The sequence below is a fragment of the Acinetobacter nosocomialis genome (genome assembly GCF_041021905.1).
Taxonomy (GTDB): domain Bacteria; phylum Pseudomonadota; class Gammaproteobacteria; order Pseudomonadales; family Moraxellaceae; genus Acinetobacter; species Acinetobacter nosocomialis.
The window spans coordinates 3,149,906-3,167,684 of sequence record NZ_CP157432.1 but is presented as its reverse complement, the minus strand read 5'-3'; the positions used below and the strand labels follow the sequence as shown (position 1 = coordinate 3,167,684).

Below are 17,779 nucleotides of genomic sequence, written 5' to 3'. Positions count from 1 at the left end.
AAATTTTTTTCTTTAAGGACTTTAGTATTTATTTTTTTTATTTTAAAGTGGTTAATGTAAAAATGATCACATTACTTAATGTTTTTAAGTTGTAGGTCAAAAACTCGAAAACATTAAGTAAAAAGAATTATACAAAAAATCATTTAAATCAATAATATAAAAGGAATATAGATATGCCTGAGATACAAATTATTGCCAAGGACAGTCACAAAACCTTGGTAACAACAGAGGGAACTTCTGCAAAACTTTCAGAAGCGTCAGTTGTATTGGTAAAAGTAGCTGCCAGTGATGTACTGGTAGTCAATAGAGAGGGTACTAATGCAGTAATTCGCCTAAAAAATGGCGAAACTATTGTTATTGAAGGCTTCTTTAGTGGTACTGCTGAACCAGCTGATAACAGTCTTGTATTTCAAGATCAGAATGGTCAACTCATTTGGGCAAAATTTAAAGATGCTGAAAATGATGCAGATGCTGACAGCGATGCAGATGCAGATGCCGACAGTGATGTGGAGCCACAAGCACTTTTAGGTGAAGACTTACCAGCAGCACTACCAGCAGAAGCACCACAGGCATTAGTGTCTGATGTTATTTATCAACCAATTTCTTCAATTCAGCCATTACTTTATCATGATGCAGGTGTGAACCCATGGTTATGGGCAGCAGTACCTCTAGTTGCAGGCGGTATCATTGCCGCTGCATCAAATAGTGGTAGTAGTAATGACTCTTCTCCTGCAGATACTACACCCCCAAATACAAATGGGGTTACTTTCTCTGTTGATCCTATAACTTCAGATAATGTTATTAATTCAACTGAAGCTGCTGGTAACGTTACTGTTACAGGCAGCTTAAAAAATATTCCAGCAGATGCTGCAAATACTGTCGTTACTGTAGTTGTGAATGGTGTAACTTATACTGCAACTGTAGATAAAGTAGCAGGAACATGGAGCGTAGTTGTACCAGGCAGTGGATTAATTGCAGATAGCGATAAAACCATTGATGCAAAAGTTACGTTTACTGATGCAGCGGGTAATAGTAGCAATATAACTGAATCAAAAACTTATACAGTAGATACCACTGCGCCAAGTGCACCGGTAATTGATCCAATCAATGCAACTAATCCTGTAACAGGTACAGCAGAAGCTGGTTCAACAGTTAAGGTCACTTTCCCGGATGGTACGACAGCGACTGTAGTTGCAGGCCCGGATGGTAAGTGGACAGTACCAAACCCAGGTGATCTTAAAGATGGAGACAAAGTTACAGTTGTTGCAACTGACCCAGCGGGTAACCCGTCAGCACCATCAACTGGCACAGTAGATGCGGTTGCACCAGCAGTAACTGTAACAACCACATTAACCAATGACAGCACACCTGCGTTAAGCGGTACAATAAATGATCCAACTGCGAAAGTTGTGGTGACTGTAGACGGTGTGAACTACCCGGCAACCAATAATGGTGATGGCACCTGGACCCTTGCAGACAATACACTTCCAGTGTTGACAGACGGTCCGCATACCGTGACTGTGACAGCAACCGACCCGGCAGGTAATGTAGGTACAACTAATGCTGTGGTAACTGTTGATACCACTGCGCCAAATGCACCAGTAATTGATCCAATCAATGCAACTAATCCTGTAACAGGTACAGCAGAAGCTGGTTCAACAGTTAAGGTCACTTTCCCGGATGGTACGACAGCGACTGTAGTTGCAGGCCCGGATGGTAAGTGGACAGTACCAAACCCAGGTGATCTTAAAGATGGAGACAAAGTTACAGTTGTTGCAACTGACCCAGCGGGTAACCCGTCAGCACCATCAACTGGCACAGTAGATGCGGTTGCACCAGCAGTAACTGTAACAACCACATTAACCAATGACAGCACACCTGCGTTAAGCGGTACAATAAATGATCCAACTGCGAAAGTTGTGGTGACTGTAGACGGTGTGAACTACCCGGCAACCAATAATGGTGATGGCACCTGGACCCTTGCAGACAATACACTTCCAGTGTTGACAGACGGTCCGCATACTGTGACTGTGACAGCAACTGACCCGGCAGGTAATGTGGGTACAACTAATGCTGTGGTGACTGTAGATACGGCAGCACCAAATGCACCGGTACTTGATCCAATCAATGCAACTAATCCTGTAACAGGTACAGCAGAAGCTGGTTCAACAGTTACCGTGAGCTTCCCGGATGGTACAACAGCGACTGTAGTTGCAGGCCCGGATGGTAAGTGGACAGTACCAAACCCAGGTGACCTGACTGATGGTCAAACAGTAACAGCGACAGCGACTGACCCAGCGGGTAACCCGTCATTACCTGGCACAGGTGTAGTAGATGCAGTTGCCCCAACAGTTGCAGTAACAACAGCATTAACCAATGACAGTACACCTGCATTAACCGGTACAGTGAACGATCCGACAGCGAAAGTTGTGGTGACTGTAGATGGTGTGGCTTATCCAGCGGTGAACAATGGTGATGGCACCTGGACCCTTGCAGACAATACACTTCCAGTGTTGACTGACGGTCCGCATACCGTGACTGTGACAGCGACTGACCCGGCAGGAAATGTAGGTACAGGCAATGCTGTGGTAACTGTCGATACGACAGCACCAAGTGCACCGGTACTTGATCCAATCAATGCAACTAATCCTGTAACAGGTACAGCAGAACCTGGTTCAACAGTTACCGTGAGCTTCCCGGATGGTACAACAGCGACTGTAGTTGCAGGCCCGGATGGTAAGTGGACAGTACCAAACCCAGGTGACCTGACTGATGGTCAAACAGTAACAGCGACAGCGACTGACCCAGCGGGTAACCCGTCATTACCTGGCACAGGTGTAGTAGATGCAGTTGCCCCAACAGTTGCAGTAACAACAGCATTAACCAATGACAGTACACCTGCATTAACCGGTACAGTGAACGATCCGACAGCGAAAGTTGTGGTGACTGTAGATGGTGTGGCTTATCCAGCGGTGAACAATGGTGATGGCACCTGGACCCTTGCAGACAATACACTTCCAGTGTTGACTGACGGTCCGCATACCGTGACTGTGACAGCGACTGACCCGGCAGGAAATGTAGGTACAGGCAATGCTGTGGTAACTGTCGATACGACAGCACCAAGTGCACCGGTACTTGATCCAATCAATGCAACTAATCCTGTAACAGGTACAGCAGAACCTGGTTCAACAGTTACCGTGAGCTTCCCGGATGGTACAACAGCGACTGTAGTTGCAGGCCCGGATGGTAAGTGGACAGTACCAAACCCAGGTGACCTGACTGATGGTCAAACAGTAACAGCGACAGCGACTGACCCAGCGGGTAACCCGTCATTACCTGGCACAGGTGTAGTAGATGCAGTTGCCCCAACAGTTGCAGTAACAACAGCATTAACCAATGACAGTACACCTGCATTAACCGGTACAGTGAACGATCCGACAGCGAAAGTTGTGGTGACTGTAGATGGTGTGGCTTATCCAGCGGTGAACAATGGTGATGGCACCTGGACCCTTGCAGACAATACACTTCCAGTGTTGACTGACGGTCCGCATACCGTGACTGTGACAGCGACTGACCCGGCAGGAAATGTAGGTACAGGCAATGCTGTGGTAACTGTCGATACGACAGCACCAAGTGCACCGGTACTTGATCCAATCAATGCAACTAATCCTGTAACAGGTACAGCAGAACCTGGTTCAACAGTTACCGTGAGCTTCCCGGATGGCACAACAGCAACTGTAGTTGCAGGCCCGGATGGTAAGTGGACAGTACCAAACCCAGGTGACCTGACTGATGGTCAAACAGTAACAGCGACAGCGACTGACCCAGCGGGTAACCCGTCATTACCTGGCACAGGTGTAGTAGATGCAGTTGCCCCAACAGTTGCAGTAACAACAGCATTAACCAATGACAGTACACCTGCATTAACCGGTACAGTGAACGATCCGACAGCGAAAGTTGTGGTGACTGTAGATGGTGTGGCTTATCCAGCGGTGAACAATGGTGATGGCACCTGGACCCTTGCAGACAATACACTTCCAGTGTTGACTGACGGTCCGCATACCGTGACTGTGACAGCGACTGACCCGGCAGGAAATGTAGGTACAGGCAATGCTGTGGTAACTGTCGATACGACAGCACCAAGTGCACCGGTACTTGATCCAATCAATGCAACTAATCCTGTAACAGGTACAGCAGAACCTGGTTCAACAGTTACCGTGAGCTTCCCGGATGGTACAACAGCGACTGTAGTTGCAGGCCCGGATGGTAAGTGGACAGTACCAAACCCAGGTGACCTGACTGATGGTCAAACAGTAACAGCGACAGCGACTGACCCAGCGGGTAACCCGTCATTACCTGGCACAGGTGTAGTAGATGCAGTTGCCCCAACAGTTGCAGTAACAACAGCATTAACCAATGACAGTACACCTGCATTAACTGGTACAGTGAACGATCCGACAGCGAAAGTTGTGGTGACTGTAGATGGTGTGAACTACCCGGCAACCAATAATGGCGATGGCACCTGGACCCTTGCAGACAATACACTTCCAGTGTTGGCTGACGGTCCGCATACTGTGACTGTGACAGCAACTGACCCGGCAGGTAATGTAGGTACAACTAATGCAGTGGTAACTGTAGATACCACTGCGCCGACAGTTGGTTTAAGTGATGTCACCACCAATGACAGTACACCTGAATTAACAGGTACAGTGAACGATCCAAGTGCGACAGTTGTGGTGACTGTAAATGGTGTGAACTATACTGCGGTGAATAATGGCAACGGTAGTTGGACCCTTGCAGACAATACACTTCCAGTGTTGGCAGATGGTCCACATACTGTGACTGTAACAGCAACCGACCCGGCAGGTAATGTAAGTACAACCAGTGCAGTCGTGACTGTAGATACTGCAGCAGCGAACCTGCTTGGTCCGATTACAGTACCGGATGACTTAAATGCTGATGGCTTCATCAATGCATCAGAACTTGGCACAGACGGCAGCTTTAATGCCCGTGTAGCATTGGGTCCAGATGCAGCGGTAGGTACTGTTGTGAATGTTAACGGCACTGACTACACAGTGAGTGCAACTGACTTAAGCAATGGCTATATCACAGCATCGATTCCTGTAACAGCGGATGGCCCAATTACCATCCATGCCCAAGCAGTGGATTCACAAGGTCATATCAGCAGCCCGACAAATGTAATCGTGACTGTCGATACGGCAGCACCAGGTACACCAGTACTTGATCCAATCAATGCAACTAATCCTGTAACAGGTACAGCAGAACCTGGTTCAACAGTTACCGTGAGCTTCCCGGATGGCACAACAGCAACTGTAGTTGCAGGCCCGGATGGTAAGTGGACAGTACCAAACCCAGGTGACCTGACTGATGGTCAAACAGTAACAGCGACAGCGATTGACCCAGCGGGCAACCCGTCAGTACCTGGCACAGGTGTAGTAGATGCAGTTGCCCCAACAGTTGCAGTGACAACGACATTAACCAATGACAGCACACCTGCGTTAAGCGGTACAGTGAACGATCCGACTGCGAAAGTGGTGGTGACTGTAGATGGTGTGAACTACCCGGCAACCAATAATGGTGATGGCACCTGGACCCTTGCAGACAATACACTTCCAGTGTTGACTGACGGTCCGCATACTGTGACTGTGACAGCGACTGACCCGGCAGGAAATGTGGGTACAGGCAATGCTGTGGTAACTGTCGATACGACAGCACCAAGTGCACCGGTACTTGATCCAATCAATGCAACTAATCCTGTAACAGGTACAGCAGAACCTGGTTCAACAGTTACCGTGAGCTTCCCGGATGGCACAACAGCAACTGTAGTTGCAGGCCCGGATGGTAAGTGGACAGTACCAAACCCAGGTGACCTGACTGATGGTCAAACAGTAACAGCGACAGCGACTGACCCAGCGGGTAACCCGTCATTACCTGGCACAGGTGTAGTAGATGCAGTTGCCCCAACAGTTGCAGTAACAACAGCATTAACCAATGACAGTACACCTGCATTAACCGGTACAGTGAACGATCCGACAGCGAAAGTTGTGGTGACTGTAGATGGTGTGGCTTATCCAGCGGTGAACAATGGTGATGGCACCTGGACCCTTGCAGACAATACACTTCCAGTGTTGACTGACGGTCCGCATACTGTGACTGTGACAGCGACTGACCCGGCAGGTAATGTGGGTACAGGCAATGCCGTGGTAACTGTCGATACCACTGCGCCAAGTGCACCGGTACTTGATCCAATCAATGCAACTAATCCTGTAACAGGTACAGCAGAACCTGGTTCAACAGTTACCGTGAGCTTCCCGGATGGCACAACAGCGACTGTAGTTGCAGGCCCGGATGGTAAGTGGACAGTACCAAACCCAGGTGACCTGACTGATGGTCAAACAGTAACAGCGACAGCGACTGACCCAGCGGGTAACCCGTCATTACCTGGCACAGGTGTAGTAGATGCAGTTGCCCCAACAGTTGCAGTAACAACAGCATTAACCAATGACAGTACACCTGCATTAACTGGTACAGTGAACGATCCGACAGCGAAAGTTGTGGTGACTGTAGATGGTGTGAACTACCCGGCAACCAATAATGGCGATGGCACCTGGACCCTTGCAGACAATACACTTCCAGTGTTGGCTGACGGTCCGCATACTGTGACTGTGACAGCAACTGACCCGGCAGGTAATGTAGGTACAACTAATGCAGTGGTAACTGTAGATACCACTGCGCCGACAGTTGGTTTAAGTGATGTCACCACCAATGACAGTACACCTGAATTAACAGGTACAGTGAACGATCCAAGTGCGACAGTTGTGGTGACTGTAAATGGTGTGAACTATACTGCGGTGAATAATGGCAACGGTAGTTGGACCCTTGCAGACAATACACTTCCAGTGTTGGCAGATGGTCCACATACTGTGACTGTAACAGCAACCGACCCGGCAGGTAATGTAAGTACAACCAGTGCAGTCGTGACTGTAGATACTGCAGCAGCGAACCTGCTTGGTCCGATTACAGTACCGGATGACTTAAATGCTGATGGCTTCATCAATGCATCAGAACTTGGCACAGACGGCAGCTTTAATGCCCGTGTAGCATTGGGTCCAGATGCAGCGGTGGGTACTGTTGTGAATGTTAATGGCACTGACTACACAGTGAGTGCAACTGACTTAAGCAATGGCTATATCACAGCATCGATTCCTGTAACAGCGGATGGCCCGATCACCATCCATGCCCAAGCAGTGGATTCACAAGGTCATATCAGCAGCCCGGCAGATGTCATCGTGACTGTCGATACGGCAGCACCAAGTGCACCGGTACTTGATCCAATCAATGCGACTAATCCTGTAACAGGTACAGCAGAACCTGGTTCAACAGTTACCGTGAGCTTCCCGGATGGCACAACAGCAACTGTCGTTGCGGGTCCTGATGGTAAGTGGACAGCGCCAAACCCAGGTGACCTGACTGATGGTCAAACAGTAACTGCAATAGCAACAGACCCAGCAGGTAACCCATCATTACCAGGTACAGGTACTGTAGATGCATTGGCACCGACCGTTGCCTTGAGTGACGTGTTAACTAATGACAGTACACCTGCATTAACCGGTACAGTGAACGATCCGACAGCGAAAGTTGTGGTGACTGTAGATGGCGTAAACTACCCGGCAACCAATAATGGCGATGGCACCTGGACGCTTGCAGACAATACACTTCCAGTGTTGACTGACGGTCCGCATACCGTGACTGTGACAGCGACTGACCCGGCAGGTAATGTGGGTACAGGCAATGCTGTGGTAACTGTAGATACGACAGCGCCGACAGTTGGTTTAAGTGATGTCACCACCAATGACAGTACACCTGAATTAACAGGTACAGTGAACGATCCAACTGCGACAGTTGTGGTGACTGTAAATGGTGTGAACTATACTGCGGTGAACAATGGCAACGGTAGTTGGACCCTTGCAGACAATACACTTCCAGTGTTGGCAGATGGTCCACATACTGTGACTGTGACAGCAACCGACCCGGCAGGTAATGTAAGTACAACCAGTGCAGTCGTGACTGTAGATACTGCAGCAGCGAACTTGCTTGGTCCGATTACAGTACCGGATGATTTAAATGCTGATGGCTTCATCAATACATCAGAACTTGGCACAGATGGCAGCTTTGATGCCCGTGTAGCATTGGGTCCAGATGCAGCGGTGGGTACTGTTGTGAATGTTAATGGCACTGACTACACAGTGAGTGCAACTGACTTAAGCAATGGCTATATCACAGCATCGATTCCTGTAACAGCAGATGGCCCGATCACCATCCATGCCCAAGCAGTGGATTCACAAGGTCATATCAGCAGCCCGGCAGATGTCATCGTGACTGTCGATACGGCAGCACCAAGTGCACCGGTACTTGATCCAATCAATGCGACTAATCCTGTAACAGGTACAGCAGAACCTGGTTCAACAGTTACCGTGAGCTTCCCGGATGGCACAACAGCAACTGTCGTTGCGGGTCCTGATGGTAAGTGGACAGCGCCAAACCCAGGTGACCTGACTGATGGTCAAACAGTAACTGCAATAGCAACAGACCCAGCAGGTAACCCATCATTACCAGGTACAGGTACTGTAGATGCATTGGCACCGACCGTTGCCTTGAGTGACGTGTTAACTAATGACAGTACACCTGCATTAACCGGTACAGTGAACGATCCGACAGCGAAAGTTGTGGTGACTGTAGATGGCGTAAACTACCCGGCAACCAATAATGGCGATGGCACCTGGACGCTTGCAGACAATACACTTCCAGTGTTGACTGACGGTCCGCATACCGTGACTGTGACAGCGACTGACCCGGCAGGTAATGTGGGTACAGGCAATGCTGTGGTAACTGTAGATACGACAGCGCCGACAGTTGGTTTAAGTGATGTCACCACCAATGACAGTACACCTGAATTAACAGGTACAGTGAACGATCCAACTGCGACAGTTGTGGTGACTGTAAATGGTGTGAACTATACTGCGGTGAACAATGGCAACGGTAGTTGGACCCTTGCAGACAATACACTTCCAGTGTTGGCAGATGGTCCACATACTGTGACTGTGACAGCAACCGACCCGGCAGGTAATGTAAGTACAACCAGTGCAGTCGTGACTGTAGATACTGCAGCAGCGAACTTGCTTGGTCCGATTACAGTACCGGATGATTTAAATGCTGATGGCTTCATCAATACATCAGAACTTGGCACAGATGGCAGCTTTGATGCCCGTGTAGCATTGGGTCCAGATGCAGCGGTGGGTACTGTTGTGAATGTTAATGGCACTGACTACACAGTGAGTGCAACTGACTTAAGCAATGGCTATATCACAGCATCGATTCCTGTAACAGCAGATGGCCCGATCACCATCCATGCCCAAGCAGTGGATTCACAAGGTCATATCAGCAGCCCGGCAGATGTCATCGTGACTGTCGATACGGCAGCACCAAGTGCACCGGTACTTGATCCAATCAATGCGACTAATCCTGTAACAGGTACAGCAGAACCTGGTTCAACAGTTACCGTGAGCTTCCCGGATGGCACAACAGCAACTGTCGTTGCGGGTCCTGATGGTAAGTGGACAGCGCCAAACCCAGGTGACCTGACTGATGGTCAAACAGTAACTGCAATAGCAACAGACCCAGCAGGTAACCCATCATTACCAGGTACAGGTACTGTAGATGCATTGGCACCGACCGTTGCCTTGAGTGACGTGTTAACTAATGACAGTACACCTGCATTAACCGGTACAGTGAACGATCCGACAGCGAAAGTTGTGGTGACTGTAGATGGCGTAAACTACCCGGCAACCAATAATGGCGATGGCACCTGGACGCTTGCAGACAATACACTTCCAGTGTTGACTGACGGTCCGCATACCGTGACTGTGACAGCGACTGACCCGGCAGGTAATGTGGGTACAGGCAATGCTGTGGTAACTGTAGATACGACAGCGCCGACAGTTGGTTTAAGTGATGTCACCACCAATGACAGTACACCTGAATTAACAGGTACAGTGAACGATCCAACTGCGACAGTTGTGGTGACTGTAAATGGTGTGAACTATACTGCGGTGAACAATGGCAACGGTAGTTGGACCCTTGCAGACAATACACTTCCAGTGTTGGCAGATGGTCCACATACTGTGACTGTGACAGCAACCGACCCGGCAGGTAATGTAAGTACAACCAGTGCAGTCGTGACTGTAGATACTGCAGCAGCGAACTTGCTTGGTCCGATTACAGTACCGGATGATTTAAATGCTGATGGCTTCATCAATACATCAGAACTTGGCACAGATGGCAGCTTTGATGCCCGTGTAGCATTGGGTCCAGATGCAGCGGTGGGTACTGTTGTGAATGTTAATGGCACTGACTACACAGTGAGTGCAACTGACTTAAGCAATGGCTATATCACAGCATCGATTCCTGTAACAGCAGATGGCCCGATCACCATCCATGCCCAAGCAGTGGATTCACAAGGTCATATCAGCAGCCCGGCAGATGTCATCGTGACTGTCGATACGGCAGCACCAAGTGCACCGGTACTTGATCCAATCAATGCGACTAATCCTGTAACAGGTACAGCAGAACCTGGTTCAACAGTTACCGTGAGCTTCCCGGATGGCACAACAGCAACTGTCGTTGCGGGTCCTGATGGTAAGTGGACAGCGCCAAACCCAGGTGACCTGACTGATGGTCAAACAGTAACTGCAATAGCAACAGACCCAGCAGGTAACCCATCATTACCAGGTACAGGTACTGTAGATGCATTGGCACCGACCGTTGCCTTGAGTGACGTGTTAACTAATGACAGTACACCTGCATTAACCGGTACAGTGAACGATCCGACAGCGAAAGTTGTGGTGACTGTAGATGGCGTAAACTACCCGGCAACCAATAATGGCGATGGCACCTGGACGCTTGCAGACAATACACTTCCAGTGTTGACTGACGGTCCGCATACCGTGACTGTGACAGCGACTGACCCGGCAGGTAATGTGGGTACAGGCAATGCTGTGGTAACTGTAGATACGACAGCGCCGACAGTTGGTTTAAGTGATGTCACCACCAATGACAGTACACCTGAATTAACAGGTACAGTGAACGATCCAACTGCGACAGTTGTGGTGACTGTAAATGGTGTGAACTATACTGCGGTGAACAATGGCAACGGTAGTTGGACCCTTGCAGACAATACACTTCCAGTGTTGGCAGATGGTCCACATACTGTGACTGTGACAGCAACCGACCCGGCAGGTAATGTAAGTACAACCAGTGCAGTCGTGACTGTAGATACTGCAGCAGCGAACTTGCTTGGTCCGATTACAGTACCGGATGATTTAAATGCTGATGGCTTCATCAATACATCAGAACTTGGCACAGATGGCAGCTTTGATGCCCGTGTAGCATTGGGTCCAGATGCAGCGGTGGGTACTGTTGTGAATGTTAATGGCACTGACTACACAGTGAGTGCAACTGACTTAAGCAATGGCTATATCACAGCATCGATTCCTGTAACAGCAGATGGCCCGATCACCATCCATGCCCAAGCAGTGGATTCACAAGGTCATATCAGCAGCCCGGCAGATGTCATCGTGACTGTCGATACGGCAGCACCAAGTGCACCGGTACTTGATCCAATCAATGCGACTAATCCTGTAACAGGTACAGCAGAACCTGGTTCAACAGTTACCGTGAGCTTCCCGGATGGCACAACAGCAACTGTCGTTGCGGGTCCTGATGGTAAGTGGACAGCGCCAAACCCAGGTGACCTGACTGATGGTCAAACAGTAACTGCAATAGCAACAGACCCAGCAGGTAACCCATCATTACCAGGTACAGGTACTGTAGATGCATTGGCACCGACCGTTGCCTTGAGTGACGTGTTAACTAATGACAGTACACCTGCATTAACCGGTACAGTGAACGATCCGACAGCGAAAGTTGTGGTGACTGTAGATGGCGTAAACTACCCGGCAACCAATAATGGCGATGGCACCTGGACGCTTGCAGACAATACACTTCCAGTGTTGACTGACGGTCCGCATACCGTGACTGTGACAGCGACTGACCCGGCAGGTAATGTGGGTACAGGCAATGCTGTGGTAACTGTAGATACGACAGCGCCGACAGTTGGTTTAAGTGATGTCACCACCAATGACAGTACACCTGAATTAACAGGTACAGTGAACGATCCAACTGCGACAGTTGTGGTGACTGTAAATGGTGTGAACTATACTGCGGTGAACAATGGCAACGGTAGTTGGACCCTTGCAGACAATACACTTCCAGTGTTGGCAGATGGTCCACATACTGTGACTGTGACAGCAACCGACCCGGCAGGGAATGTATCGATTCCGGCAACTGGTACGGTAACGATTAGTTCTTCTAGTATCTTGGCCTTTGATAACACTGATCATGCAGTCCTTAGTCCGCAACCATCTCTTGTTGGTAATGATGTAAGTTTAGGCAGTACTTCTTATTTAGTACTTACATCTGTAGCAGGCTTAGACCTTCAACTTGGTGGTAATTCGTTAGGATTTACCGTCGCTGCTGGACACGAAGGTGAGGTCACTTTCCAATATAGTGGTTTAATCGATGCAGCTGTACTTTCTGACTACAAGTTAGTAGTTCAGAAGTTCAATACAACAACGAATCAATGGGAATCTATACATGGTGATGCTAATTCATCATTAATTAGCTTGCACTTGTTAGGCATTGGTACAGGAAATGTTCCTGGTGCAGTCCTTGATGGTTTAGATGCGGGTCAATACCGTGCATTCTTAGCCTACGATGGCTTGTTAGGATTGGGTGTGTTAGGTTCTCTGTCTGCCACTATGGATGATTATGATCTGTCTGTAGCAGGTGGTTATCAGGTTGGTAACGCTGAAGGTAACGTGATTACTGATCCGGATCCAACAACAGGTCAAGTCGATCAAGTAACAGCAACTACTTATGTTTCGTCAGTGAATGGCCATCCGATTGATGCTAATGGGGAAACATTTGCAGGTACTTACGGAACAATTACTTTCTATCAAGATGGTAGTTACGTTTATGTACCAAATGCAGATGGCTCTGGTATAGGTCAAACAGATGTATTCACTTATACGTTAACTGACTCAGCAACTGGAGCAACAGGTCAAGCTAATCTTAATATCGTGTTTGATTCGATTCGTGCAGCGGATAACCTTGTTGAAGTTGAACTCAACCCACAATATCAATTGGTGGGTACAGAGACTGATTCAGCATTCTATGGCGTTCTATTGAATGTCGGAAATATTGTTGACCTACAACTACTCACAGTAGATACGGTTGACTTTACTATCGCTGCTGGTCAGGAAGGGGTTGCAACATTTAACTTCAATAGCTTGATTGGTGCATCTGCCTTAGGTAACTACAATGTTGTGTTGCAAAAATACAATGATGTGACAGGACAATGGGAAGCAGTGAATGGTACAGGTGATCGTTCATTACTGAACTTGACCTTACTCGGTAATACGCCAACTGCGCAAATAGGTGGGCTTACAGAGGGTGAATATAGAGCGTTCTTGTCATTCAATGGTTTGGTAGGTGGAGCAGTAGCTGTCACATTAAACGGCAGTGTAGATGTCTATAACCCTGCGGTTATTACTGGTTACAATGTAGTGGCAGCTCATGGCAACCTAATCTCTGATCCAAATACAAATGGTGCTGTTGATATTGCTACACCTAACAGCATTATCAGTGAAGTCAATGGGGTTACAGTTGGTGCATCTCCAACTGAGATTATCGGTACCCACGGTACTTTACTCATCTATGCAAATGGTGATTATACCTATACGCCAAATGCGGATAGTGCTGGTTTAGGTCAAGTTGATCAATTTACCTATACCTTGTTAGACCCAGCTTCTAATACAACTTCACAAGCTACGTTCTATGTACATCTAGATAGTAAAGTTGTGGATATGAACTGGAATGCAGCAGACCCATCACAACCTGCTACTGTAACGATTACAGCGGTAGATGATGCTGTAAATGCGGCAATTGCTGCTGAGCCTCATCTCATCGAAGATGACAGAGCATTGGGTAGCGCAACTTATCTTGCATTGTTATCGTTGGCTGGCATCAACCTACAAGCTCCTTTACCATTCGTGAATAGTACTGTGAACTTCAATGTAGGTGCTGGTGAAACTGGAACTGCAACCTTTAAATACAGCAGTTTAATCAATGAAGGAGCGCTTGGTGATTACCAACTTGTAGTACAGAAATTCAATACTGCTACAAATCGTTGGGAATCAATTACTGGTAGCAGTGAAGCTTCTTTACTGAACCTAAGTGTATTGGGTATAGGTGTGAACGCAACACCAGGAGTGGTTGTTGAAGGACTTGACGAAGGTCAATACCGTGCCTTTATGACATATAACGGTCTATATGGTAAGAGTATCCTAGGTACATTGTCTGGTACGATGGATGTTTATGATCCAAACCAAATTGACTTTACTGGTTTAGCATCTGAAGGCAATGTCATTACTGGCCTTGGTGTAGGCACACATGCTGATGTTGTAACGGGATTCACAATTGTTGATTCAGTTACTGTAAACGGTGTGACTACAAATATTGATCCAAACACTGGAACAATTATTCAAGGTCAATACGGTACGCTTCAAATATTCGCAAATGGTGATTACATCTATACGCCGAATAATACGAATGCAAACCTAGGTCTAGTCGATCACTTCACTTATACATTATCTGATCCTCTGGGTGGCAATATAAGTGCAAGTCTAGACTTCACTATTGGTAATAACACGCCTGTGATTGCGGTCGATGATCTTGCTGTCGCAGTCATTAATCCTGAATATCTGCAAATTGGTAACGATGTTGCGGTAGGTAGTACTACATATCTAGCGTTATTGTCATTGACCGATAATTTTGACTTCCAGGCTGGTGGCCAAAGCGTTAACTTCACTTTAACTAACGCAACATTAAATGATGTAACGTTTAACTATAGTGCGCTTATCAGTGCAAGCTTGTTAGCCGATTATGTTCTTGTAGTACAAAAATTTGATACCGCAACGAATCAATGGGTAGCTGTAAATGGTACTGGAGATGCTAACTTACTTAGTCTTGCAGCCTTTGGTGGAAATTCAGTGACATTGGAAGGCCTAGCTGCTGGTCAATATAGAGCTTATATGACTTATGCTGGTAGTGGTGTTGGAGTTAGCTTATTAGGTACATTGTCAGTTCAGAAAGATGTATTTGATGCGACAAATATCACAGGCTACAGTACAAAAGTTGCTGAAGGTAATGTTATCCATGATGTTGGATTAAATGGACACGCAGATACTGCTTCTGGTTTTAGTACAGTAACGAGCGTTGAATTTAATGGCATAGCACATGCGGTTAATCCGACAGGTGTAACAAATATTGTTGGTGACCATGGTACATTGTCAATCTATGCTAATGGTAATTACAGCTATCAACCAAATGGTGAGGCTGCAAGCCTTGGTCAAGTTGATCAGTTTACTTACACCTTGTCAGATGGTCTAAATACATCGCAAGCGACCTTGTATCTCCATATTGATAGCGACGCTGTCGATATGACTTGGAATACAAGTGATCCATCACAACCTGCTGACATCACAATTACTCCTGTAGATGCAATTGATAATGTGGCTTCTGCTGCTGTAGATATCGTTCCTCAAGGCGACCTTGGTGTAGCTGTAGGTTCTGCAACCTATTTAGCACTGATAGGAATTACAGAGAATTTAAATGTACCTGTTTTAGGAACTCCTAGTGTTGGTTTTACTATTGACGCTGGTCACGAAGCTGAAGTGACCTTCTCATACAGTGCAGCACTATCAGTATCATTATTGAATGATTATAAAGTGGTATTGCAACAAAAAGGTTCGGATGGTTCTTGGTATAACATTAATGGTGGTACAAGTACGGGCTTACTTAATATTGGTTTATTAGGAAGCGGTGGTATTGGTGTAACTGTTCCAGATCTAGGCCAAGGTGAATACCGAGCATTTATGGTTTACACCGGTTTAGGAGTAGGTATCTTAGGTACAATGAGTGTAGTGAAAGATGACTTCAATTACACAGTTGCTCCTACAAATAACGCTATCGTTGCAGATGGTAACGTATTGACGAATGATATAACGACCTTAACTACACAGGTTTCAACTGTAACCTCTGAAGTTGTAGGTGCTTTACCACAAACAGTAGGAACAGATACTGTTATAAATGGTGCATACGGTACATTGGTTATTTCTACAAATGGTCACTATACCTACACACCAAATACAATTGATACAAGTGCAATTGGTAAAGTGGATTCATTCACTTACACAATTCGTGATGCATTAACAGGAGCAACAGATACAGCGACATTACATGTTCAGGTTGGTTCTCCAGATGTAAATATCACTTGGGACAGTGCTAACCCTGGTGCAGATGGCGTAATTCCGTTACCTGTAGCAAATGCTGATACCAATCATGCAACTATTAGTATGAAACAAGTGACTGATGCAGTTGCTGATGTACCAAGTGGCACGGTAACTATTGGTAACCTTACAGGTTTCCCGCCATTACCTGTATTAAGCAATACAGTCACTTCGAATCAATTCGTTATTGCTAATAATACGGTAAGTGATGTTCATGTTGAGTTAGACTATACGGCAACATTAAGCTTGTCAGCTCTTCCAACAACTGGTTATAAAATCCAGCAATTGGTTGGTGGAACATGGGTAGATACTGTTTACTCGGGTTCTGCGACAGCCTTGGCAGGAGTTTTAGGTGCACCAGCATACTCAGCTGATGTATCTCACTTATCTGCTGGTACTTATCGAGTGGTATTTAGTTTATCTAGTCTGATTTCTTTAGGAACTGTGACTCTAGATTCTGCAGTAACTACAAAAGCTACACATCTAGATCAATACACACCTGATGGTCAGTCTGATTGGATTCACGGTAATATCTTGTTAGGCGATACAACTGGTGGAGTTGCAGATACTTCAACTGGCTCTCAACTATATGTTGAAGTTACACCAGGTAATTACCAAATTGCTGCTGGTCAGGCGATCAATACTGGTGAAGGTACGTTGTATCTCTACCATGATGGTTCGTACCATTACAAAGCTCTTGATACTGCGGCAAATGCTACGATTGATACGATTAACTACAAACTTGTATCAGTGACTGGTGCAGAGTCAACTAGCACATTAACTATCAACTTAAGTCAAGAATTGAATAGCCTAGCTGTAAGTACAGGAGCAAATGATACATTTACGCTTGGAAATGGCTCGGATACCTTGATTTACAACACGTTGACTGCTGCTAGTGTGAATAGTCCAACAGGAGGAAACACAACTGCAGGTGGTGTAGATACATGGACTGATTTCCATGTAGGTAATACAGCAACTGATAACCAAGCCGATAAGATCGATATAAGTAACCTGTTACTTACTCATCCAAACAGTTTGACTATTGGTCAGTATGTCTCTGTAAGCTATAACGCAGCGACACAAAATGCCACCATTAGTGTAGACCGTGATGGCTTAGGTACGACTTACACAAGCACACAATTGTTGACGATTCATATAGATGAACCAAGAACATCATTAACGCTTAATGATCTTCTCAACAATGGTCAAATTATCTATTAATAGATAATTAACCAAATAAAAAAAGAGAACCCTAGGGTTCTCTTTTTTTATGTTTAAACAATACGTTAACT

The 17,779-nt window shown here is 46.6% G+C and carries 1 protein-coding gene; it reads left to right on the top strand.

Translation table 11 applies throughout. From position 1 onward, the window contains the following. The first annotated feature begins 173 nt into the window (after positions 1 to 173). Positions 174 to 17,708, top strand: a complete 17,535-nt coding sequence (locus ABLC00_RS14695) for a BapA/Bap/LapF family large adhesin (protein ID WP_369028946.1) — start codon at positions 174 to 176, stop codon at positions 17,706 to 17,708. The last annotated feature ends 71 nt before the right edge of the window (positions 17,709 to 17,779 follow it).